The organism is Streptomyces sp. NPDC001549, from assembly GCF_042894025.1.
In the GTDB taxonomy this organism is placed as follows: Bacteria; Actinomycetota; Actinomycetes; order Streptomycetales; family Streptomycetaceae; genus Streptomyces; species Streptomyces kutzneri.
On record NZ_JBIAVJ010000001.1, the window covers coordinates 385826 to 408106 of the forward strand.

Genomic DNA, 22281 nt, shown 5'->3' on the forward strand with positions numbered 1-22281 from the left:
CGGCGGCGAGGCTAACGGCAGGTGCGCCGCCAAGCGTCCAGTTCGTACTTCTTCTCCAGGGAGCTCAGTTTCAGTTCCCGCGAGCGTGCGCAGAAGCGGCCCGTCGGCAGTTCGTACTCCGCGTGGAAGACGGCCTTCCCCGCCTCGATGAAGGGCGTCAGCCGCTCGCACTCCTCGTACTCCACGCACTGCTCGTTGACCGCGAAATCGAAGTCGGCCAGCAGCTCCGGGATCTGGTCCAGGTCGTTCTTCAGTCCCACCGACATGCCCCGGTCGTGCGCCAGCCGGGCGATCAGGCGGTTGTACTTCAGCTGGTCGTCCGCGGTCAGCGGGAAGCCGGACCGGTTGGCGTAGCCGTCCATGTTGTCGGGCTCCACCGCGTCGAAGCCCTTCACCTTGCACATGTCGAACCGCTTGCCCATCAGCGGTTCCAGTTCCGCCAGGCGCCGGATGTCCAGCCAGCGTTCGCCCTCCCAGCCGTTGCCCTCGCCCAGCAGCGCCTCAGGGAAGGCGTCGGCGTCCGGCCGGAAGTCCTCCCAGGCGCCGGTGGAGATGTAGCAGATGGTCTTGCGGCCGTCCTTCTTCAGGGTGGCCAGCTGCTCCTTGGTGGTGTTGAACCCGTCGACGTCGTACACGGCCGCCTTCACCGAGGTGTCGAGCTTCCCGGTGAGCTGCCACTGCCAGCCGACCCCCGGCTTCGGCTGCCACCGCTCCCCCGGCGGCGGGTCGGGCGACAGCTCGTCACGTTCCGGTTCCGGCTGGGCCGTGCACGCCGCGAGCAGCAGCAGGGGCACGGCCAGCAGGAGTGCGAGCTTCCTCATCCCGCCGCCTCCAGTGCGTACGGCAGGGTCCCCCAGGGGTGCGCGCCGCTGCCCGGGACGGCGCAGTGCACCCCGGCCCCGCGTTCGGCGGCGAGTTCCTCGGCGAGCCGGGCGGCGAGCGCGCCCGGCGGGACGGCGTACACGAGGTGGCAGAACCGCTGGGCCGGATGGTCGGCGGTCCAGGTCGGTACGGCGGCCGCGTCCCGGTAGGCGTCCCAGGGGCCCTCGAAGGTGACGAGCAGGTCGGCGAGTTCGGCGTAGCCGGGGTGCGGGTGGACCCCGTGGTTGAGGACGAGGGTACGGGCGCCCGCGGCCCGGGCGGCGACCGCGAGCCGCCCGTAGTGCGGGAGCAGTTCCGGGTCGGCGGAGGCCTGGTCGAGGAAGGCCCCGTCGGTGGCGTACCAGTCGCGGTGGCGCAGCAGGTCCTGCACCACCTCGGCGTGCGGGCGCCGCCCGTAGTCGGTGTCGGCGTACCCGAGGACGGGTACCCCGGCCTCGCGCAGCCGTTCGGCGACGACGGCGAACCGTTCGTCACGGGCGGCGCCCGGTCCGCTGTCGGGGTTGAGGACCACCGAGTGCAGCCGGCCGGCGGAGCGGATGAGCCGCTCCCAGGCTTCCGGCCGGTCGGCGGGATGCTCGTAGAGGGGCACCAGCAGCATGGGGTCCTTCTTCTCGGACGGATGGTGCGTCATCGGTGGGCGGTCGCGCGGCCGAGGAGCAGGCAGACCAGGGTGGCCAGTACGGCGGCGGCGGCGCCCGCCACCACGAGCTGGACCGCCCGGGGCTGGCCGAGCCCGGTCAGCAGGGCCAGGCTCTGGGCGACGGCGGCCGAGGAGCAGACCACGGCCGCGGGCCGGACCGCCCCGAAGGACTGCAGGAGCAGTCCGGTCCACATGACGGCCCCGAGCAGCAGCAGGGTCGCGATCCGGACCTCGGTGAGCATGGGGGCGCCGGGCCAGAGCAGGGTGCCGGCCAGCCCCAGGGCCAGCAGGACGGTCAGGTAGACGGCGAGGCACCGGGTCAGGGTGGCGAGCATCCGCCGGCGGAAGGCCCCGGGCGAGCGGGCCCCCTGGAGTCCGGAGAGGCTCCCGCTGCGGAACCGGTGGAGCAGCCATTCGGCCGGGCCCATGCTGAGGGTGAGTGCCACCGCCGAGGGGGCGGCGACCGCCTCGGCGGGGCCTCCGGCGAGGACCTCCCCGAGGGCGGCGTACAGCACGAGCAGGCCGGTGCCGAGGCCGAAGACCCCGTAGGGGACCGAGTCCCCGATCCGGGGTCCGCGGGGTGCGAAGTCCTCCTCGGCGCCGCGCAGCATCTGCCAGCGCACGGGGCCCTGGCCGGGGCGGCGGGCCGCCGAGGCGCGGATCCGGTGCACGGCGCTCCGGAGCCCGTCGGCCAGCGGGAGTTCCCGCAGGGCCAGGGTGCAGGCGGCCAGCAGGGAGACGACGAGCAGGGCCACCCGGACCGGCACGGGCAGGTCGACGAAGAGCGCGAGCAGGGCTCCGCCGGCCATCGGGGCGAGTGCGGCGAGCAGGACCCGTTCCCGGCCGAGGACCAGCAGGACGGTGGCGGCCCCGACGTAGAAGGCCTGTCCGGCGGCGAAGGCGTAGGAGAACGGGGGCCCGCCGGGCACCGCCAGTGCGGCGGCGGTGCCCAGCAGGGCGCCGACGGGGGCTCCGACGAGCAGGGTCCGCCCGGCGGCGCGCCGGTCGCCGAGGCCGAGCCAGGAGTAGGCCCGGTGGGACAGGGTCTGGTCCCAGACCCAGCCGATGAGCGCGCCGGCGAGCAGGGTCAGGGTCCCGGCGGGCAGGCCGAGGCGGTCCTGGGGGCCTTCGAGCAGGGGCGCGCCGAGCAGGTAGGCCAGGCCGGGCAGGGCGAAGATCAGCCCGCGCAGCAGGCAGGCGGTGAGGGAGACCTTCCAGGGGTCGGGGGCGGCGCCCGGCTCCGGGAAGGAGCGGGGCACCCGGGCGTAGAGCTCCTCGGCCAGTCCGAAGGAGTCGTGCCGGCCGTAGGTGAGCCGGATGTACTCGTCCGTCATGCCGTCGGATTCGAGGATGGCGGCGATCTCGTCGGGGTGGACGGCGGAGGCGATGAACACGTCGAGGCGCTCGGCGAGTTCGTTCATCGGGTCGGTGGCGGCGTCGGCGGCGGTGACGTCGGCGCCGTCGCGGCGCGGCCGGGGGATGGCCGGAAGGGTGTCGGAACCGGAGCCGGGGCCGGGGCCGGAACCGGGGCCGGGGCCGGAACCGGGGCCGGGCGGCTTGAGCCAGAGGGATCCGCTCACCACAGGCTCCCGTCGGCAGCGAGTTCGCGGTACCAGGGATCGGCGAGCCGCTGGGTCCATTCGTCGCCCGCGTGGACGGGCAGGACGGGCTGGCCGGCGAGTTCGCGGTAGATGTGCCGGAAGCCGTCCACGGACTGGTGGAGGGTGAACTTCTCCACGACCCGCTTGCGGGACATCCGGCCGAGCTCGGCCCGGCGTTCGTCGTCGCGGAGCAGGGCGAGGGTGGCGCGGGCCATGGTCTCGGGCTCGCGCGGCGGTACGACGAGGCCGGTGTCGCCGACGGCCTCGCGGACTCCGCCGACGTCGGTGGAGACGGTGGTGCGGCCGCAGGACATGGCCTCGATGATGCTGAAGGGGAAGCCCTCGCTGATGGAGGAGAGCATGACGACGCTGCCGGCCGCGTAGGCCTGGGCCACCTGCTCGATGCGGCCTTCGTAGGTGATCCCGTCGGTCACGCCGAGTTCGGCGGCGAGCTTCTCCAGGCGGAGCTTGTACTCCTCGCAGCCGGCCGGGACGGGGCCGAAGAGCCGCAGCCGCAGGGCGGGCAGTTCCTCGCGCATGAAGGCGTAGGCCCGGATGAGGGTTTCGAGGTCCTTGATCGGGTCGATGCGGCCGCACCAGCTGAGGGTGGGCACGTCGGGTTCGGGGCCGGCCTCGGGGAAGGCGTGCGGGTCGACGCCGTTGTAGACGGTGCGGATGCGGTCGGACTCGGCGCCTCCGCGCTCCTCCCAGCGGCGGTTGTACTGGTTGCACGGGGTGATCAGGTCGGCCTGCCGGTAGCCCTCGGTGTTGAGCTCGCGGTAGAAGCCGAGCATGAGGGCCTTGACGGGCCAGCGCTGGGCGGCGCTGCGGTAGCCGAGGTAGCGCTCGCGCAGGTAGATGCCGTGCTCCGTGAGCAGGAAGGGGACCCCGTCGAGGTATTTCGCGGCGAGGGCCGGGAGGGTGGCGAGGCCGCTGCTGACGGCGTGCGCGACGCTGTCGGGCGGGATCCGGACACCGAGCGGGCGCAGTGCGTGTTCCAGCAGGTCGGTGGCGGTGAGCGCGTCGTGGATGGTGGGCCCCGCCTCGGCGGTGACGAGCCCGGGCCGGGTCCATACGGTCATCAGCAGCCGCAGGACCGATTCGGAGCGCAGGGCCGGGGCGAGCTTTCCGGCCCGGGCCAGGACGGCCAGTTCGCGCAGGGCCTCGGAGAAGCTGTGCCGGGCGGGATCGGGCTCGGGGTCGAGCAGGGAGAGCAGGAAGCTCTCGTAGACCTCGGTGAAGCGGCGGTGGGCCTTGCCGCGCAGGGCCGGCCGGCGGATGCGGGACGGGAGCGGCCCCCAGAGCGGGAAGGCGGTGTGCCGGTAGACGTTGCGGGGCAGTTCCCAGGTGACCGGCTCTCGTCCGGAGCCGGTCAGGGCTATGACGTTGAAGTCGACCTCCGGCATACCTCGTACCAGTTGGTCGCACCAGGTGCTGACGCCCCCGTGGACGTGCGGATAGGTGCCTTCGGTGAGCATGGTGACGTGACGCCCATGACTCATGCGGTGTGTCCCCCCAGGACGGAAAAGGGGCCGGCGCCCGAGGGTTCGCGGAGCGCCGGCGCTAGGTGTTACTCGTGGTGGCTTGCGGGACGGTCAGCTGGGCAGCTTGAGCGTGACGGCGCTCTGGAGCAGCTCCGGACCGGCCCAGGCGGAACGGGTACCGGCGTACGCGGTGCCGAAGTCGGCGGTGCCGAGCAGCAGCTGCTTCTTGGTGCCGGTGGGGGCGGTCACCGGGGCGACGATCCCGGAGGGCGCCTTGACGGTGACGTCCTTGCCGATGCGGTAGGCGGTGACCTTGCCGTCCGCGAGGGCCTTGTCCCAGGCGGCGCGGCGCTGGAACTCGACGCCGGTGTCCTTCATGCTCTGGTTGACGATCGGCGCGCTGGGGGCGTAGAGGGCGCGGTAGGTGTCGAGGACCTGGTTGAGCACCGGGTAGAGGGTCCGGTCCTCGGCGAGGTTGGACTGGTGGACGTAGTGCGGGCGCGGGTCGTTGGCCAGGACGTGGCGCAGGGCGGTGCGGGCCTCGGCCGGGACGATGGTGTCGAGGTAGCCGGTGTTGACGTTCAGCGGGGCCGGCAGGCAGGTGGAGGTCGCCGGGTTGTCCTCGCAGACGCCGCTTCCGCCGTGGGCGCGGCTGGTGTAGATCCAGTTGTACTCGTCGGCCATCTCGGCGTTGGTGCCCGTGTTGTAGTACACGTTCATCGGGTGCCGGGGGACCGTGAGGGCGGCGCCGACCGCGCGCTGCGCGGGTTCGCGGGAGTTGTCGCTGCCCGCCCACTTGACCCCGTTGTCGGCGAGGGCGCCGGCCAGGTTGGGGTTGTCCACGGGCTGCTGCGGTGCGGTCTTGAGGCCGGAGTGCTCACCGGTGACCAGTTCGGTCTTGTCCGTGGTGATGCCCTTGGCGGCGGCCCAGTTGTTGTTGTCGCGGATCTGGGCGGAGATCTCGGCGCGGCTCATGTACTGGATCGCGCCGGCGGAGTTCTTCGTACAGGTCCACGGGGTGACAGTGGTGTTCTGGACGCAGCCGAGGAAGGGGTGGGTGTAGGTGTGGTTCATCCAGCGGTACTTGGCGCGGTCGGCCACGAGCTGGGCGGTCAGCGCGTCGACGCCGCCGTTCTCGGCCTTCCACTCCTCCCCGGCGCCGCCGTTGAAGAGCATGTCGAGCTTGAAGTTCTTCGACGTCTGCCACTGCGCCGCGTACACGGCGTCGGCGGCGCTCATCCGGATGGTGCTCTCCTTGCCCTCGCCGCCCGCGCAGGCGTAGTCGCCCGGCGTACAGTTCAGGTCTTTGTTCCAGCGGGCGTCGGGGGCGAAGACGTCGTCGACGTGGACCGCGAAGTAGTTGCGGCTCTGGCCGAGGTGCACCCCCTGGGTCAGCCAGTCGACGATGCCGCGGGCAAGCAGCCGGAACTGCTGCTGGTACTGGTTGTAGCCGAAGGTGACGACCAGTTCGCTGCGGCCGTCGTGCGTGTACTCGCCGACGAGCGAGGCCCGGCCGGAGCCGACGGGCGCGTCGACGTAGCTGGTGTAGCCGGGGCGCGGCTTGCCCATGAAGCCGAAGCTCTCGGGGACCAGGGCCGAGTTGTCCTCGAAGGTGACCTGGCCGCCGAGGTAGGCGAAGGGGCCCGACTTGCCGGCGGTGGTGACGGCGGCCTGGGTGCCGTCGAGCTGTCCGCTGTAGCCGCCGTTGTCGGTGTATTCCAGCCCGACGCCCGGGTGGGCCCAGGTGTAGGCGTCGACCTGGCGGATGCCGTACGTCGTCTCGTAGGCGGTGAGGGCGGCCATCTCGGCCGAGCCCTCGCCGAACGGGTTCTCGTTCGGCAGGACGACACCCTGGTACTTGGCGCGCGGACGGCCGTCCACGGTGTCGCTGAGGAAGCCCGCGTTGATGACCGGGCGGCCGCTGCTGCCCAGCTGGACGCGGGTGTAGGGCACCCCCGTGTCGCGGAGTTCCGCGGTGATCGCCTCGACCGAGCTGCCGCCGTCGTCGACGACCAGCACCTTCAGGTCGATGCGCGGTGTCACGGCCGCCTGGGCGGTCGCGGCGGGTACTGCCACGGATACCAGGGCGGCTGCCGCCATCATCGCGGCGACCCTGTTCATCCGGTTCTTGTTGACCATTTCGGCCTTTCCCCCCGCAGGCGTCCCTCGACTCGGCCCTTGGCGGACAGCCGGGCCTGGGAGGCTCTGTGGAAATCATGCAAAGGAACCCCGCGTCCCCTTGCGAGAGTGGACCGAGTCTTTCGGACCTCGTCAGGTCTACGGGGCAAACCTGGAGCAGAGTCCACAGATGGGTGAACCCGATGGCCTCTTGATCGAACAACTTGCCAAACCTTCGAGTGACGTACGGACGAGCGCGTACGCGTAGGCTCATTTCTGGCGGCTGTCGGGCCCGAATACGATCGCTACGGATGGCCGTCCACCCACTCGGCCCACACACACAAACGGAAGCGAGACTTCACCACCGTGACTGCTCTGACTCTCAGCACTGCCGGCGCGGCGACGCTCCGCGCCGACGCCCTCGTGGTCGGCGTGGCGAAGGGCCCCAAGGGACCGATCGTCGCCGCGGGCGCCGAGGCCGTGGACAAGGCGTACGACGGTAAGCTCGCCGGCGTCCTCGACGCGCTGGGCGCCTCGGGCGCCGAAGGCGAGATCACCAAGCTGCCGGCCCCGGCGGGCCTCAAGGTCCCGGTCGTGCTGGCGGTGGGGCTCGGCTCCGTCCCCGAGAAGGACGAGTCGTTCGACGAGGAGGTGCTGCGCCGCGCCGCCGGCGCCGCCGCCCGCGCGCTGCACGGCAGCAAGAAGGCCGCCTTCGCCCTCCCGCTGGAGGACGCCTCGGCCGTCACCGCCGTCGCCGAGGGCGCCCTGCTGGGCGCGTACGCCTTCACCGCCTACCAGGGCGGCGAGAACAAGGCCCGCAAGGAGGCCAAGGGCGCGGCCCCGAAGGCCCCGCTGGCCGAGGTGGCCCTGCTGGGCGCCAAGCCCCGCGACAAGGAGCACAAGGCCGCCGCCGAGCGCGCCGCGGTCGTGGCGGCCGAGGTCAACGTCGCCCGTGACCTGGTGAACACCCCGCCGAACGACCTGACCCCCGAGGCCTTCGCCGCGATCGCCTCCGCGGCCGCGAAGGAGAACGGCATCAAGGTCCAGGTCCTGGACGAGAAGGCCCTGATCAAGGGCGGCTACGGCGGCATCATGGGCGTCGGCAAGGGTTCCGAGAACCTGCCGCGCCTGGTGAAGCTCACCTACACGCACCCCAAGGCGGAGAAGACCCTGGCCTTCGTCGGCAAGGGCATCACCTACGACTCGGGCGGCATCTCCCTGAAGCCGGCCGGCCACAACGAGACGATGAAGTGCGACATGGCCGGCGCCGCCGCCGTCTTCGCCTCCGTCGTCGCGGCCGCGAAGCTCGGCCTGCGGGTCAACGTCACCGGCTGGCTCGCGCTCGCCGAGAACATGCCGTCCGGCTCCGCCACCAAGCCCGGTGACGTGCTGCGCATGTACAGCGGCAAGACCGTCGAGGTCCTCAACACGGACGCCGAGGGCCGTCTGGTCCTCGGTGACGCGCTGACCAAGGCCTCCGAGGACAACCCGGACGCGATCGTCGACGTCGCCACCCTGACCGGCGCCATGGTGCTCGCCCTCGGCGACCGCACCTTCGGGATCATGGCCAACGACGACGCCTTCCGCACGTCGATCCACGAGATCGCCGAGGAGGTCGGCGAGTCCTCCTGGCCGATGCCGCTCCCCGCGGAGCTGCGCAAGACCATGGACTCCCCCACCGCCGACATCGCCAACATGGGTGTCCGCATGGGCGGCGGCCTGGTGGCCGGCCTCTTCCTGCAGGAGTTCGTCGGCGAGGGCATCACCTGGGCCCACCTCGACATCGCCGGCCCGGCCTTCCACGAGGGCGCGCCGCACGGCTACACCCCCAAGGGCGGCACCGGCTCCGCCGTCCGCACCCTGGTGCGTCTCGCCGAGCGCACGGCCACGGGCGACCTCGGCTGACCACGCCGTTCGATGTGACGTGACGCACCCCGGGCCGGGTCAGGGCCCGGGGTGCGTCCGTCTCACGACGAAACCTGAAGGAATCGGTAGGTATCTCGGTAGGTACCTACGCAGTGGTAACCCCCGGTCCGGGAGGATCGCCCGATCACATCGTGGGCCCGGCGTCCCGCGTTCCCCCGACAAATGCGAAGATGGGTTCTCGGCAGGACAGGGCCCCCACCACAGGGCCGAAGAAACAAGCGGCCGTATACCAGCCGCCGCCCGGTCACAGAGGACCGGTGCCCGGCGCACATGCATGGAGGACGTGACGTGGCGAACGACGCCAGCACCGTTTTCGACCTAGTGATCCTCGGCGGTGGCAGTGGCGGTTACGCCGCGGCGCTGCGCGCATCCCAGCTGGGTCTGGACGTTGCCCTGATCGAGAAGAACAAGCTCGGCGGCACCTGCCTGCACAACGGCTGCATCCCCACGAAGGCTCTGCTGCACGCGGGCGAGATCGCGGACCAGGCTCGTGAAGCCGCCCAGTTCGGTGTCAAGACCTCCTTCGAGGGAATCGACATCGCGGGTGTCCACAAGTACAAGGACGAGGTCATCTCGGGCCTGTACAAGGGTCTGCAGGGCCTGGTCGCCTCCCGCAAGGTGACCTACATCGAGGGAGAGGGCCGCCTCTCCTCCCCGACTTCCGTCGACGTGAACGGCCGGCGCATCCAGGGCCGCCACATCCTGCTGGCGACCGGCTCCGTGCCGAAGTCGCTGCCGGGCCTGAACATCGACGGCAACCGCATCATCTCCTCGGACCACGCGCTGGTCCTGGACCGCGTCCCCGAGTCGGCGATCGTCCTGGGCGGCGGCGTCATCGGCGTCGAGTTCGCCTCGGCGTGGAAGTCCTTCGGTTCCGACATCACCGTCATCGAGGGCCTCAAGCACCTCGTGCCGGTCGAGGACGAGAACAGCTCGAAGCTGCTGGAGCGCGCGTTCCGCAAGCGCGGCATCAAGTTCAACCTGGGCACCTTCTTCGACAAGGCCGAGTACACGGAGAACGGCGTCCGCGTGACGCTGGTCGACGGCAAGACCTTCGAGGCCGAGGTGCTGCTGGTCGCCGTGGGCCGTGGCCCCGTCTCGCAGGGCCTGGGCTACGAGGAGCAGGGCGTCGCGATGGACCGCGGCTACGTCCTGGTCGACGAGTACATGCAGACCAACGTGCCGACCATCTCGGCCGTCGGTGACCTCGTCCCCACCCTCCAGCTCGCGCACGTCGGCTTCGCCGAGGGCATCCTGGTCGCGGAGCGTCTGGCCGGCCTCAAGGCCGTCCCGATCGACTACGACGGTGTCCCGCGCGTCACCTACTGCCACCCCGAGGTCGCTTCCGTCGGCATCACCGAGGCCAAGGCCAAGGAGATCTACGGCGCGGACAAGGTCGTGGCCCTGAAGTACAACCTGGCGGGCAACGGCAAGAGCAAGATCCTCAAGACCGCGGGCGAGATCAAGCTCGTCCAGGTCAAGGACGGTGCCGTGGTCGGCGTCCACATGGTCGGTGACCGGATGGGCGAGCAGGTCGGCGAGGCCCAGCTGATCTACAACTGGGAAGCTCTGCCGGCCGAGGTCGCGCAGCTCATCCACGCGCACCCGACCCAGAACGAAGCGATGGGCGAGGCCCACCTGGCCCTCGCCGGCAAGCCGCTTCACTCCCACGACTAATTCGTCACGGGCGCGACGACCACTTCCGCACATTCGTTAGGAGCAACTGAAACCATGTCGGTTTCCGTAACCCTTCCGGCGCTCGGTGAGAGCGTCACCGAGGGCACTGTCACCCGCTGGCTGAAGGCCGAGGGCGAGCGCGTCGAGGCCGACGAGCCGCTGCTCGAGGTCTCGACCGACAAGGTCGACACCGAGATCCCCTCCCCCGTGTCGGGCATCCTGGCCTCCATCAAGGTCGCCGAGGACGAGACCGTCGAGGTCGGCGCCGAGCTGGCCGTCATCGACGACGGCTCCGGCGCGCCTGCTGCGGCTCCGGCCGCCGAGCCGGCCGCCGCTGCCGAGGCCCCCGCGGCCGCCCCGGCCCCGGTCGCCGAGGCCCCCGCGGCCCCGGCTCCCGTCGCCGAGGCCCCCGCCGCCGAGGCCGCCCCGGCCGCCGCCGGCACCGATGTCGTGCTCCCCGCCCTGGGCGAGTCCGTCACCGAGGGCACCGTCACCCGCTGGCTGAAGCAGGTCGGCGAGTCCGTCGAGGCCGACGAGCCGCTGCTCGAGGTCTCCACGGACAAGGTCGACACCGAGATCCCCGCGCCGGTCTCCGGCACGCTGCTGGAGATCGTGGTCGGCGAGGACGAGACCGCCGAGGTCGGCGCCCGCCTGGCCGTCATCGGCGTCGCCGGTGCCGCTCCGGCCGCCCCGGCTCCGGCTGCCGCCCCGGCCCCCGTGGCCGCTCCGGCTCCGGTCGCCCCGGCCGCTCCGGCCGCCGCCCCGGCTCCGGTCCAGGCCGCCGCCCCGGTGGCCGCTCCGGCCCCGGTCGCTCCGGCCGCCCCGGCTCCGGTCGCCCCGGCTCCGGTCGCCCCGGCCGCCGCTCCGGCGTCCGCCGGTGACGAGGCCGCGTACGTGACCCCGCTGGTGCGCAAGCTCGCCTCGGAGTCCGGCGTCAACCTGTCCACGGTCTCGGGCACCGGTGTCGGTGGCCGTATCCGCAAGCAGGACGTCCTGGCCGCCGCCGAGGCCGCCAAGGCCGCTGCCGCCGCGCCGGCTCCGGCCGCCGCCGCTCCCGCCGCGAAGGCCCCCGTGGCCGCCGTCTCGGAGCTGCGCGGTCAGACCGTCAAGATGACCCGCATGCGCAAGGTCATCGGCGACAACATGATGAAGGCCCTGCACTCGCAGGCTCAGCTCAGCTCCGTGGTCGAGGTGGACATCACCAAGATCATGAAGCTGCGCGAGAAGGCCAAGGGCGCGTTCCTGGCCCGCGAGGGCGTCAAGCTCTCGCCGATGCCGTTCTTCGTCAAGGCCGCTGCCCAGGCGCTGAAGGCCCACGCGGTCGTCAACGCCCGGATCAACGAGGACGAGGGCACCATCACCTACTTCGACTCGGAGAACATCGGCATCGCCGTGGACTCCGAGAAGGGCCTGATGACCCCGGTCATCAAGGGTGCCGGTGACCTCAACCTGGCGGGCATCTCCAAGGCGACCGCCGACCTGGCCGCCAAGGTCCGCGGCAACAAGATCACGCCGGACGAGCTGTCGGGCGCGACCTTCACCATCAGCAACACCGGCTCGCGCGGTGCGCTGTTCGACACGGTCATCGTGCCCCCGAACCAGGTCGCCATCCTGGGCATCGGTGCCACGGTGAAGCGCCCGGTGGTCATCGAGACCGCCGAGGGCACCAACATCGGCATCCGCGACATGACGTACCTGACCCTGTCCTACGACCACCGTCTGGTGGACGGCGCGGACGCGGCCCGGTACCTCTCGGCCGTCAAGGCGATCCTTGAGGCCGGCGAGTTCGAGGTCGAGCTCGGCCTGTAAGGGGCACCGCACGGCCCCGGCCGTCGCACACGGCGCCCTCGCCCGGAACACCTCCGGGCGGGGGCGCCGTCGTCGTACCCCTCTGGGAGCCCTGGTCCGGAGCCTGTTGTAACCAGCCTCACCCAGCGTCCGCGACCGGGAACGCATCCGGTGGGGGCTACTCGGCCGTATTGTCTACGCATCGAAGCGATGCATGCCCCTACAGGAGATGAAGCCCCGATGATCACCCCACCCGTCGTGCACTCGCTGCGCGAGCAGATCCGCGAGCACATCGTGGAGGGGATCGTCAGCGGGCGCTGGAAGCCCGGCGAGCGGATCGTCGAGCGCCGGATCGCCGTGGAGCTGGAGGTCAGCCAGACGCCCGTACGGGAGGCCCTGCGCGAGCTGGAGACGCTGCGGCTGATCGAGTCGGCGCCGAACAAGGGCGTGCGTGTGCGGAACCTCTCCGCGGCCGACCTGGAGGAGATCTACCCGGTCCGGGCCGGTCTGGAGCAGATCGCGGCCGAGCTGGCCGCGCCGCGGCTGGCGAGCGACTGCTCGGCGCTGGAGCCGCACGTGGCGGCGCTGTGGGAGGCCGACCGGACCGAGGACGGGACCGCGCAGGTGCGGCACACCGTCGGATTCCACCGGGAGATGGTGCGGGCGGCCGGGAACAGCGTGCTGCTGCACACCTGGGAGAGCCTGGGCATCGAGGTCTTCACGGCGCTGTCCATCCGCTGGCTGGGGACCGTCCAGAAGTCGTACGCCGAGGAGCACGAGGCCCTCGTCGAGGCGTTCCGCAGTCAGGATCCGGACATCGGGCTGCTCGTGAAGCGGCATGTCCTGGGGTGCGCCCCGCGCGCTTGATCGACTGCGGGCGCACCTGTTTGTCCGCGTTTGACCGGCACCGCGTGCCTTTTTCCCTGGCACGCGGTGCCGACTTTCGCCGGATGGACGTTTCTTTGTCACTTTCATTTGATCGATCATCGATCAGCGATTTACAGTCGTCGCGGACCTCAACCAGGTCCACCGACCCTGTCCTGCCCGTCAGGGATTTTTTCACCACCTCTCCTTTGTCCGGAAGGCGGCGCACAGCAATGTCCGACCCCGTAGGAAAGCTTCCGAGCGAGCTCGACCAGCTCCCGGATCGCGACACCGAGGAGACCGCCGAATGGGCGGCCTCCCTCGACGCCGTCGCACAGGCCGCCGGTACGCGCCGCGCCGAATACCTGCTCCGCCGCACGCTCCAGCACGCCGAGGCCGCCGGCCTCGCCCTGCCCAAGCTGCTGGAGACGGACTACGTCAACACCATCCCGACCGCCGCGGAGCCCGAGTTCCCCGGTGACGAGGAGATGGAAGCCAAGATCACCGCGTGGAACCGCTGGAACGCGGCCGCCATGGTGACCCGCGGCTCCAAGTACGGCGTCGGCGGCCACATCGCCACCTTCGCCTCCGCCGCGTGGCTCTACGAGACCGGCTTCCAGCACTTCTTCCGCGGGAAGGAGGCCGACGGATCGGGTGACCAGCTCTACATCCAGGGCCACGCCTCCCCCGGCATCTACGCCCGCGCGTTCCTCGACGGGCGCATCTCCGAGCAGCAGCTCGACAACTTCCGCCAGGAGTCCGGCGGCAACGGCCTGCCGTCCTACCCGCACCCGCGGCGCCTGCCGTGGCTGTGGGAGTTCCCGACGGTGTCCATGGGCCTCGGCCCCCTCTCCGCGATCTACCAGGCGCGTTTCAACCGCTACCTGCAGAACCGGAGCATCAAGGACACCGCGAACTCGCACGTCTGGGCCTTCCTGGGCGACGGCGAGATGGACGAGCCCGAGTCGACCGCCGCCCTGGCCCTCGCCTCCCGCGAGCAGCTCGACAACCTGACCTTCGTCATCAACTGCAACCTGCAGCGCCTCGACGGTCCGGTCCGCGCCAACTTCCGCGTGGTCCAGGAGCTGGAGGCCCAGTTCCGCGGCGCCGGCTGGAACGTCATCAAGTCCCTGTGGGGCTCCGCCTGGGACGAGCTGTTCCAGCTCGACACCACGGGCGCCCTCGTACGCCGCCTGCGCGAGGTACCGGACGCGCAGTTCCAGACGTACGCGACCCGCGACGTGGCCTACATCCGCCAGCACTTCTTCGGCGCCAACGCCGACCTCGTGCAGCTGGCCGGGGTGCTCTCCGACGCGAAGATCGCCGAGTGCTTCCACTCCTCGCGCGGCGGCCACGAGCCCCGCAAGGTCTACGCCGCGTACAAGGCCGCCCTGGAGCACAAGGGTGCGCCGACGGTCATCCTCGCGCAGACCGTCAAGGGCTACACGCTGGGCGCCGGGTTCGAGTCGAAGAACGCGAACCACCAGATGAAGAAGCTGACGATCGACGAGTTCAAGGACATGCGTGACCTCCTTGGCCTCCCGATCCCGGACAGCGCCTTCGCCGACGGCGTCGTCCCGTACGGCCACCCGGGCGCGAACAGCCCCGAGGTCCGGTACCTGAACGAGCGCCGCGCGGCGCTCGGCGGTCCGGCCCCGGCCCGCAAGGTCAAGCACGTGGCCCTGCCCGCCCCCGCGGACCGTTCCTTCGCCCCGCTGCTCAAGGGCTCCGGCAAGCAGGAGATGGCCACCACCATGGCCTTCGTCCGGCTCGTCAAGGACCTGATGCGGGACAAGGAGACCGGCAAGCGCTGGGTGCCGATCGTCCCCGACGAGGCCCGTACCTTCGGTATGGAGTCCCTCTTCCCGTCGGCCGGCATCTACTCGCCGCTGGGCCAGACGTACGAGCCGGTCGACCGCGACCAGCTCATGTACTACAAGGAAGCCAAGGACGGCCAGATCCTCAACGAGGGGATCACCGAGGCCGGCGCCATGGCCGACTTCATCGCCGCCTGCACGTCGTACGCGACGCACGGCGAGCCGATGATCCCGTTCTACATCTTCTACTCGATGTTCGGCTGGCAGCGCACCGCCGACCAGATGTGGCAGCTCGCCGACCAGCTCGGCAAGGGCTTCATCGTCGGCGCCACCGCGGGCCGCACCACGCTGACCGGCGAGGGCCTGCAGCACGCGGACGGCCACTCGCACCTGATCGCGTCCACGAACCCGGCGTCGCTCAACTACGACCCGGCCTTCGCGTTCGAGATCGCGGTGATCGTCAAGGACGGTCTGCGCCGGATGTACGGCGAGACGCCGGAAGACGTCTTCTACTACCTGACGGTCTACAACGAGCCGAAGGTGCAGCCCGCCATGCCGGAGGGCGTGGAGGAGGGCATCCTCAAGGGCCTCTACCGCTTCAACACGGCGGCGGACCTGGCGGAGGCGGCCCCGGCCGCCGACGCCCCCAAGGTCCAGCTGATGGCCTCGGGTACGGCGATCCACTGGATCCTGGAGGCGCAGAAGCTGCTGGCCGCCGAGTGGAACGTGGCCGCCGACGTCTGGTCCGCCACCTCCTGGGGCGAGCTGCGGCGCGAGGCGCTGGAGTGCGACGAGGCGCTGCTGCGCGGCGAGGTCCGCACCCCGTACGTCACCCGCGCGCTGGAGGGCGTCACCAGCCCGGTGCTCGCCGTCTCCGACTGGATGCGTCAGGTCCCGGACCAGATCAGCCAGTGGGTGGAGCAGGACTACACCTCGCTCGGTACGGACGGCTTCGGCCTGTCCGACACCCGCGAGGGCGCCCGCCGCCACTTCGGCGTCGACGCCCAGTCGATCGTGGTGGCCGCGCTGGCCCAGCTCGCCCGCCGCGGCGAGGTGCCGGCGTCCGCCGTCAAGGAGGCCCGGGAGCGCTACGGCCTGTAAGGTCCCGCGCCCGCGCACGGCACACCGAAGGCCGGTGTCCGGCCCCGCCAAGGGGGTCGGACACCGGCCTTTGGCCGTATGAGCGGTGGCGGCCGGGGGGTGAACCCGTGATGCTGGAGCGGTGATGGACGAGACGGAGTTCTGGGAGATCGTCGACCGTACCCGCGAGGCCGCCGACGGCGACCCCGAGGAACACGCCGAGCTGCTCGTGGAGCGGCTCGCACTGCTCGACCCGGACTCCGTCCTGGACTTCGCCCGCCACTTCGAGTCCCGGTACAACCGGGCGTACACCTGGGACCTGTGGGGCGCGGCCTGGGTGCTGCTCGACGGGGCGAGCGACGACGCGTTCGACTACTTCCGCTGCTGGCTGATCGGCCAGGGCCGGGAGGTGTTCGAGGGCGGGGTGCACGATCCCGACCAGCTGGCGGAGCTCCTGGGCGACTTCGACGAGGAGATCGACGGGGACGGCGAGGAGCTGGGGTACGCGGCCGACGAGGCGTACGAGCAGCTGACCGGGGCGGTGGCGCCGGATCTGGGCATCCCGCTGCAGGCAGCCGAGCCGGAGGGCGCCCCGCTGGACTTCGAGAACGAAGCCGTGCTCGCGGAGCGCTTCCCCCGGCTGTGGGACCGGTTCCGCGCCTGATCAGTAGTGCGTGCCGCCGTCGATGCGGATCTCCGTACCGGTGATGAACGCACCGTCCTCGGAGCCCAGCATGGCGACGACGCCGGCGACGGTCTGCGGGCCGGCGAAGCCCTGGCCGAGGGCCGGGGCCAGCTTGGCGAAGAGGGACCAGTCGGTGTCCTCCGGCAGGCCGGGGCCGTCGCCGGTGGTCATGCCGCTCTCGATGGAGCCGGGTGCGACGCTGACGAAGCGCAGGCCCTGCTTGCTGTACTCGGCGGCCAGCGCGTGGGTCATGGACTGGATGCCGCCCTTGCTGGCCGCGTAGGCGGACATGTAGGGGTGGGCGAAGGACGCCGAGGTGGAGCTGAAGTTCACGACGACCGGCCGGTCGGCCGCGAGCAGCGCCGGGAGGGACTCGCGGATCATCAGGAAGGTGCCGGTCAGGTTGACCCCGATGACCTGGTTCCAGAGGTCGAGGGTGGTCCGGTGGGTGTGCCCGGAGCGCAGGATGCCGGCGGCGTTGACGAGTACGTCGATCCCGCCGAGGACGCCGGCCGCGGCGGCCACGCCCTCCTTGACGGCGCTCTCGTCGGATACGTCGAGGAGCGCGGTCGTGAGGCGGGCCGCGTGGCCGTCGGCGGCGGCCTGGTCGGCGGTGGCCTTCAGGCCGGCCTCGTTGACGTCCACGGTGTGGACCCGGCCGCCCTCGGCGAGGATGCGGTGGACGGTGGCCCGGCCGATGCCGGAGCCACCGCCGGTGATGAGGACGCGACGTCCTTCGTAACGGTTCATGGCGCGAGCGTACCGAAGCGATGGCACGTTTTGCCACGACGACAAAGAATGTAATCACCGAGGTTGGCGAGGGGTACGCTTCACCCGTGAGATCCCCTCGTCCGTACTCTCCCCAGGCCGGCCCCGGAGCCCAGTCGCTGACCGAGCGCCGCAAGGCCGCCACCCAGCTCGACATCGCCCGCGCGGCCTGCGAACTGTTCGCCGAACACGGCCCCGACGGCACCACCGCCGAGGACATCGCCCACCGGGCGGGGGTGGCGCTGCGCACCTTCTACCGCTACTTCCGCAACAAGCAGGAGGCGGTGGCCCCGCTGCTGACGGGCGGCGGTGACGCCTGGCGCGCCCTGCTCGCCGAGGAGGACCCCGGCACGCCGCTGGGCGAGGCGCTGGAACGCGCGGTCACCCGGTCCCTGAGCGGACGGCAGGCGGTCGAGGAGGGCCTGGAGGTGACCCGCGGCCTGCTGCGCGCGGCGGCGGACGACCAGGCCCTGCGCGCGGTCTGGTACCGCGTGAACCAGGACTCCGAGGAGCACCTGGTCCCGGTGATCTCCCGGCTCGTGGGCCCCGGGGCCGACCCGCTGGAGGTACGTCTGCTCGCGGCGGCGGCCACGGACGCGATCCGCGTCTCGCTGGAGCTGTGGTCGACGACGCAGGCCCCGGTCTCGGGCCCCGGATCCCCGGCGGAGCTCGCGGTCCGCTGCCTGCGCGACCTCACAGGGGCGATGCCCCTGCTCCTCCGCCAGGGGTAGGAACAGGGGCATCGCATCGGGTCGGGCCGGGCCGGGCCCGCGGCTCTACGCTTCGAGGTGGGGTTCAGCCACCCCAGCCGCCGCCACCGCCACCGCCGCCCCCTCCGCCGCCACCCCAGTTGCCTCCGCCGCCGTCGCCTCCGCGACCGCCGTCACCGCCCCCGCCGCCGCCCCAGTTGCCGCCGCCGTCGCCACCGCGACCGCCGCCGTCACCCCAGTTGCCGCCGCCGTCGCCACCGCGTCCACCGTCGCCACCACGGCCGTTGCCCCAGTCACCGTTGCCGCCGCGACCGTTGCCCCAGTCGTCGTGGTGGCCCCAGTCACCGTTGCCACCGCGGCCGGAGTCGTTCCAGTTCGACCAGTTCGAGTCGCGCCAGTTGTGGTTGTCGCGCCAGTTGTCGTTGTATCCGCCGACGCCGCCCTGGTCCCAGCACCAGCTGGGACGGTTGCGCCAGTCGTGGTTGCAGCAGGCGTCCCACCGGGCGTCGGAGCGGTTCGAGGGGTACCGGTAGCAGTCGTAGCCGCCGTTCCCACCGCCGCCACCGCTACCGGTGACGACCGAAGCCGAGGCGCTGGCGACGGGCAGCAGACCTATCGCGATTCCCGCGGCGCCCGCCATGGCTGCCGCAACGATCTTACGGCGCATTATCATGCACCTCCGCACATCTTTCGCTTATGAGGCTTTTAGGTCATTTCCACCCTCACTCGCCCATGCGGCCCTGTCAAAGCGGAAAGGCCCCCCGCCGCACTCCGTGGAGCGTGGCGGGGGGCCTCCCATCAGGTGTTTTTAGATGTCGAAGTAGAGCTCGAACTCGTGCGGGTGCGGACGCAGCGCGATCGGGGCGATCTCGTGCGTGCGCTTGTAGTCGATCCAGGTCTCGATCAGGTCGGGGGTGAAGACACCGCCGGCCAGGAGGTACTCGTGGTCCTCCTCCAGGGCCTTGAGGACGTCCTCAAGGCTGGTCGGGACCTGCGGGACGCTCGCGTGCTCGTCGGGCGAGAGCTCGTAGAGGTCCTTGTCGATCGGCTCCATCGGCTCGATCTTGTTCTTGACACCGTCGAGGCCCGCGAGCAGCAGCGCCGCGAAGGCGAGGTACGGGTTGGACGACGGGTCCGGGGCGCGGAACTCGACGCGCTTGGCCTTCGGGTTCGAGCCCGTGATCGGGATGCGCATGGCGGCGGAGCGGTTGCGCTGCGAGTACACCATGTTGACCGGCGCCTCGAAGCCCGGCACCAGGCGGTGGTAGGAGTTCACCGTCGGGTTGGTGAACGCCAGCAGCGACGGGGCGTGCTTGAGGATGCCGCCGATGTAGTAGCGCGCGGTGTCCGACAGGCCCGCGTAGCCGGCCTCGTCGTAGAACAGCGGGTCGCCGTTCGCCCACAGCGACTGGTGCACGTGCATGCCCGAGCCGTTGTCACCGAAGATCGGCTTCGGCATGAAGGTCGCGGTCTTGCCGTTACGCCAGGCGACGTTCTTCACGATGTACTTGAAGAGCATCAGGTCGTCGGCCGCGGCGAGCAGCGTGTTGAACTTGTAGTTGATCTCGGCCTGGCCACCGGTGCCGACCTCGTGGTGCTGGCGCTCGACCTGGAGGCCCTGGGCGTCCAGCTCGAGGGAGATCTCGGCGCGCAGGTCGGCGAAGTGGTCGACCGGGGCTACGGGGAAGTAACCACCCTTGTAGCGGACCTTGTAGCCACGGTTGTTCTCCTCGGAACCGGTGTTCCAGGCGCCGGCCTCGGAGTCGATGTGGTAGAAGCCCTCGTTCGCGGAGGTCGCGAAGCGCACGCTGTCGAACACGTAGAACTCGGCCTCGGGGCCGAAGTACGCGGTGTCGGCGATGCCGGTGGAGGCGAGGTACGCCTCGGCCTTCTTCGCGATGTTGCGCGGGTCGCGGCTGTAGGCCTCACCCGTGATCGGGTCGTGGATGAAGAAGTTGATGTTGAGCGTCTTGTCCTTGCGGAACGGGTCCAGACGCGCGGTGGTGATGTCGGCACGCAGCGCCATGTCGGACTCGTGGATCGCCTGGAAGCCGCGGATCGAGGATCCGTCGAAGGCGAGCTCCTCCGCCGGGTCGAACGCTCGCGCCGGGATGGTGAAGTGCTGCATCACACCAGGCAGGTCACAGAAGCGGACGTCGACGAACTTGACGTCGTTCTCCTCGATGTACTGCTTCACTTCGTCGGCGTTCTTGAACATCCAACTCCTCCTACTCCCGGCCCCGGGGCAGGGACGGGCTTTATAGCTCGTGGTGCGTCAGTGCGGTGCCGCACGCTGACCCGACCATAAGCAGACGGGATTTCCCAAGCATGACCCATTTGTTTCGCACAAGTTAACCAGGGTCCGGCCGGAGGGCCGTGCGGCGCCACGGGTACCGTGTTCGGGTGGACAACAGACAGGCAATCGGATCCTGGCTCTCCGGCCCCCGCGCGGCCGCCGAGGAGATGGGCGTCGACTTCGGCTATCCGGGTCAGCGGCTCGGCCTCCCCCAGCAGGGGCCCGGCTCGGTGGCCCGCTTCGGGCGCCGGCTCGGCGCCGTCGCGATCGACTGGATCGGCTGCCAGCTGATTGCCTACGGGCTGATCACCGGCGGCAACCTGGACGCGGCGGGCAACTGGACCCTCGCCCTCTTCGTGGCCCTCACCATCCTGACGGTCGGCACCGTGGGCTTCACCCCCGGCAAGCGGATCCTGGGCCTCCGGGTGATTTCGGAGTCCGGCGGCCGCCTCGGCATCGTCCGGGTGGTCCTGCGCACGCTGCTGCTGGCCCTGGTCGTCCCGGCGCTGATCTGGGACCGCGACGGCCGCGGCCTCCACGACCGGCTGGCCCGCGCCGTCCAGGTCCGCATCTAGGGCGACCGCCCCGCACTGCGGGGAACGCGTACGACGACACAGGGGTGCCCCCCGAGCCCGCGGGCTCGGGGGGCACCCCTGTGTCGTATACGAAAATCAGGTGACCCGGTCAGCGCATCTTTCCGCCGCGCGGCATCTTCATGCCCTTCGGCATGGGGCCCTTCGGCAGCGGCATGTTGCTCATGAGATCACCCATGGCGCGCAGCTTGTCGTTGACCTCGGTGATCTGCGGGCCGGCCAGCACGCGCGGCAGCTTGAGCAGGGTGGTGCGCACCTTCTTGAGCGGCACCTCGCCCTCGCCCGTACCCACGATGAAGTCGTGCACCGGCACGTCCGGCATGATCCGGGCCAGCTTCTTCTTCTCGTTCGCGAGCAGCGGCTTCACCCGGTTCGGGTTGCCCTCGGCGATCAGCACGACGCCGGCCTTGCCGACGGCACGGTGGACGATGTCCTGCTGCCGGGTCATCGCGACGGCGGGGGTGGTCGTCCAGCCCCGTCCCACGTTGTCCAGCACGGCCGCGGCCGCTCCCGGCTGCCCTTCCATCTGCCCGAAGGCAGCCCGCTCGGCCCGCCGTCCGAAGACGATCGCCATCGCGAGGAACGCCACCAGGAATCCCAGGATGCCCAGGTAGAGCTCATGCCCGACCAGGAAGCCGATCGCGAGAAAGACACCGAAGGTGACGATGCCCACGCCTGCGACGATCAGACCGACCTTCGGGTCCGCCTTGCGCGTCATCTTGTACGTCAGGGCGATCTGCTTCAGTCGCCCGGGGTTCGCAGCAGTCTCTGCGTTTGACTTCCTCGCCATAAAGCGAAGTTTACGTGGCCTGCGGGGTTCGGGTAGCCGCGACCTCAAGTACATGTTCGGTTTCGACCCGGTCCTTGGCCCTCTTGCGGTCCTCCAGGACCGCCGTCCAGGCGTTGCGACGGGCCCCGCTCATCAGCAGGGACTCAATACCCCGGAAGGCGTCGGAGAGGGTCGGGATGGCAATGGCGCGTACGGGCGCGGCCTGCATGATGTCGATCCCTTTCACGATGCTCGCCTCTGCGTGATGCGAGCGGTGTGTGCGGTGCGTGGACCAAGCGTCACTGACTGGTGTTACCAGGGCGTGACCGGTCGGTCAAATGTGATGGACACGTTGCAAACACTGACGCGACCCGCCGGACTCTTCCTCAGGAAAGAGCCTAGGGGCCGCGTCGATGCGGTGTTACCCACTAGTAACGCTTTGTGCGCGACTTCACACGCTCGGCGCGCGGACGGTCGCGCGGCCGGTCAGACCGACGCGCGCTTCTCGGTACCTGCGGTCGAGCTCCGCCTCGTCACCGCTCCGGCCGAGTGCCCGCCCTCGTACCTCGGGCGGACCCTCAAC

Annotated in this window: 18 protein-coding genes; 8 read left to right on the plus strand and 10 right to left on the minus strand. The window is 70.7% G+C overall.

Annotated features, from left to right (window positions below; genetic code table 11):
* Positions 1-11: 11 nt before the first annotated feature.
* From ACFY04_RS01835 to ACFY04_RS01855, 5 genes are all read right to left on the minus strand, one after another.
* A complete protein-coding gene (locus ACFY04_RS01835) occupies positions 12-821 on the minus strand; it encodes an endo alpha-1,4 polygalactosaminidase (RefSeq protein WP_389113725.1) in 810 nt (269 codons plus the stop codon).
* Entirely contained in the window at positions 818-1513 is a 696-nt protein-coding gene (locus ACFY04_RS01840; protein ID WP_389113726.1) for a spherulation-specific family 4 protein, read from the minus strand. The genes ACFY04_RS01835 and ACFY04_RS01840 overlap by 4 nt, the downstream gene beginning before the upstream one ends.
* Positions 1510-3102, minus strand: a complete 1593-nt coding sequence (locus tag ACFY04_RS01845) for a hypothetical protein (protein WP_389113727.1) — start codon at positions 3100-3102, stop codon at positions 1510-1512. Before ACFY04_RS01845 ends, ACFY04_RS01840 begins: the two co-directional genes overlap by 4 nt.
* On the minus strand, positions 3099-4625 hold the full coding sequence (gene pelF, locus ACFY04_RS01850) for a GT4 family glycosyltransferase PelF (RefSeq protein WP_314253142.1): 1527 nt from the start codon (positions 4623-4625) through the stop codon (positions 3099-3101). Before pelF ends, ACFY04_RS01845 begins: the two co-directional genes overlap by 4 nt.
* Before the next feature lie 93 nt (positions 4626-4718).
* Positions 4719-6746 carry a hypothetical protein gene (locus ACFY04_RS01855; protein ID WP_389113728.1) on the minus strand — a complete coding sequence of 676 codons (2028 nt, stop codon included), beginning with the start codon at positions 6744-6746 and terminating at the stop codon, positions 4719-4721.
* Between the two features lie 345 nt (positions 6747-7091).
* Between ACFY04_RS01855 and ACFY04_RS01860 the strand changes: the two genes are divergently transcribed.
* The 6 genes from ACFY04_RS01860 (at position 7092) to ACFY04_RS01885 (ending at position 16541) form a co-directional block, all read left to right on the plus strand.
* Positions 7092-8630, plus strand: coding sequence for a leucyl aminopeptidase (locus tag ACFY04_RS01860; RefSeq protein ID WP_389113729.1), 1539 nt, complete (start codon positions 7092-7094; stop codon positions 8628-8630).
* Positions 8631-8939: 309 nt separating this feature from the next.
* Positions 8940-10328: a dihydrolipoyl dehydrogenase gene (lpdA, locus tag ACFY04_RS01865; protein ID WP_030731050.1), complete on the plus strand. Its 1389-nt coding sequence runs from the start codon at positions 8940-8942 to the stop codon at positions 10326-10328.
* A gap of 54 nt (positions 10329-10382) precedes the next feature.
* Positions 10383-12137, plus strand: a complete 1755-nt coding sequence (gene sucB / locus ACFY04_RS01870) for a 2-oxoglutarate dehydrogenase, E2 component, dihydrolipoamide succinyltransferase (protein WP_389113730.1) — start codon at positions 10383-10385, stop codon at positions 12135-12137.
* A gap of 222 nt (positions 12138-12359) precedes the next feature.
* A complete protein-coding gene (locus ACFY04_RS01875) occupies positions 12360-12983 on the plus strand; it encodes a GntR family transcriptional regulator (protein ID WP_030010631.1) in 624 nt (207 codons plus the stop codon).
* 230 nt (positions 12984-13213) lie between these two features.
* Positions 13214-15898 (plus strand): pyruvate dehydrogenase (acetyl-transferring), homodimeric type, encoded by a 2685-nt coding sequence (aceE, locus tag ACFY04_RS01880; protein ID WP_389113731.1) that lies wholly within the window; start codon positions 13214-13216, stop codon positions 15896-15898.
* Between the two features lie 124 nt (positions 15899-16022).
* On the plus strand, positions 16023-16541 hold the full coding sequence (locus ACFY04_RS01885; protein WP_030010629.1) for a DUF4240 domain-containing protein: 519 nt from the start codon (positions 16023-16025) through the stop codon (positions 16539-16541).
* Here ACFY04_RS01885 and ACFY04_RS01890 read toward each other — a convergent pair whose 3' ends face one another.
* A complete protein-coding gene (locus tag ACFY04_RS01890) occupies positions 16542-17312 on the minus strand; it encodes an SDR family NAD(P)-dependent oxidoreductase (protein WP_389113732.1) in 771 nt (256 codons plus the stop codon).
* 86 nt (positions 17313-17398) lie between these two features.
* Here ACFY04_RS01890 and ACFY04_RS01895 point away from each other — a divergent pair, with 86 nt between their 5' ends.
* On the plus strand, positions 17399-18061 hold the full coding sequence (locus ACFY04_RS01895) for a TetR/AcrR family transcriptional regulator (protein WP_389113733.1): 663 nt from the start codon (positions 17399-17401) through the stop codon (positions 18059-18061).
* Positions 18062-18125: 64 nt separating this feature from the next.
* Here the strand turns inward: ACFY04_RS01895 and ACFY04_RS01900 are convergent, their stop codons facing one another.
* On the minus strand, positions 18126-18707 hold the full coding sequence (locus tag ACFY04_RS01900) for a hypothetical protein (protein ID WP_389113734.1): 582 nt from the start codon (positions 18705-18707) through the stop codon (positions 18126-18128).
* Positions 18708-18848: 141 nt separating this feature from the next.
* Positions 18849-20258 carry a type I glutamate--ammonia ligase gene (gene glnA / locus ACFY04_RS01905; RefSeq protein ID WP_030010919.1) on the minus strand — a complete coding sequence of 470 codons (1410 nt, stop codon included), beginning with the start codon at positions 20256-20258 and terminating at the stop codon, positions 18849-18851.
* A 185-nt stretch (positions 20259-20443) separates the two neighbouring features.
* On the opposite strand from glnA, the gene ACFY04_RS01910 reads away from it, so the two are divergent.
* Positions 20444-20911: an RDD family protein gene (locus ACFY04_RS01910; RefSeq protein ID WP_389113735.1), complete on the plus strand. Its 468-nt coding sequence runs from the start codon at positions 20444-20446 to the stop codon at positions 20909-20911.
* Between the two features lie 109 nt (positions 20912-21020).
* On the opposite strand, the gene ACFY04_RS01915 is transcribed toward ACFY04_RS01910, so the two are convergent.
* On the minus strand, positions 21021-21719 hold the full coding sequence (locus ACFY04_RS01915; RefSeq protein ID WP_389113736.1) for a DUF4191 domain-containing protein: 699 nt from the start codon (positions 21717-21719) through the stop codon (positions 21021-21023).
* A 10-nt stretch (positions 21720-21729) separates the two neighbouring features.
* Positions 21730-21927, minus strand: coding sequence for a hypothetical protein (locus tag ACFY04_RS01920; protein WP_389113912.1), 198 nt, complete (start codon positions 21925-21927; stop codon positions 21730-21732).
* Positions 21928-22281: the final 354 nt, after the last annotated feature.

Coding starts and splice junctions, on each gene's coding strand:
- ACFY04_RS01835 (WP_389113725.1), bottom strand. CDS start 821: ATGAGGAAGCTCGCACTCCTGCTGGCCGTGCCCCTGCTGCTGCTCGCG.
- ACFY04_RS01840 (WP_389113726.1), bottom strand. CDS start 1,513: ATGACGCACCATCCGTCCGAGAAGAAGGACCCCATGCTGCTGGTGCCC.
- pelF (WP_314253142.1), bottom strand. CDS start 4,625: ATGAGTCATGGGCGTCACGTCACCATGCTCACCGAAGGCACCTATCCG.
- ACFY04_RS01855 (WP_389113728.1), bottom strand. CDS start 6,746: ATGGTCAACAAGAACCGGATGAACAGGGTCGCCGCGATGATGGCGGCA.
- sucB (WP_389113730.1), top strand. CDS start 10,383: ATGTCGGTTTCCGTAACCCTTCCGGCGCTCGGTGAGAGCGTCACCGAG.
- aceE (WP_389113731.1), top strand. CDS start 13,214: ATGTCCGACCCCGTAGGAAAGCTTCCGAGCGAGCTCGACCAGCTCCCG.
- ACFY04_RS01885 (WP_030010629.1), top strand. CDS start 16,023: ATGGACGAGACGGAGTTCTGGGAGATCGTCGACCGTACCCGCGAGGCC.
- ACFY04_RS01890 (WP_389113732.1), bottom strand. CDS start 17,312: ATGAACCGTTACGAAGGACGTCGCGTCCTCATCACCGGCGGTGGCTCC.
- ACFY04_RS01900 (WP_389113734.1), bottom strand. CDS start 18,707: ATGCGCCGTAAGATCGTTGCGGCAGCCATGGCGGGCGCCGCGGGAATC.
- glnA (WP_030010919.1), bottom strand. CDS start 20,258: ATGTTCAAGAACGCCGACGAAGTGAAGCAGTACATCGAGGAGAACGAC.
- ACFY04_RS01915 (WP_389113736.1), bottom strand. CDS start 21,719: ATGGCGAGGAAGTCAAACGCAGAGACTGCTGCGAACCCCGGGCGACTG.
- ACFY04_RS01920 (WP_389113912.1), bottom strand. CDS start 21,927: ATGCAGGCCGCGCCCGTACGCGCCATTGCCATCCCGACCCTCTCCGAC.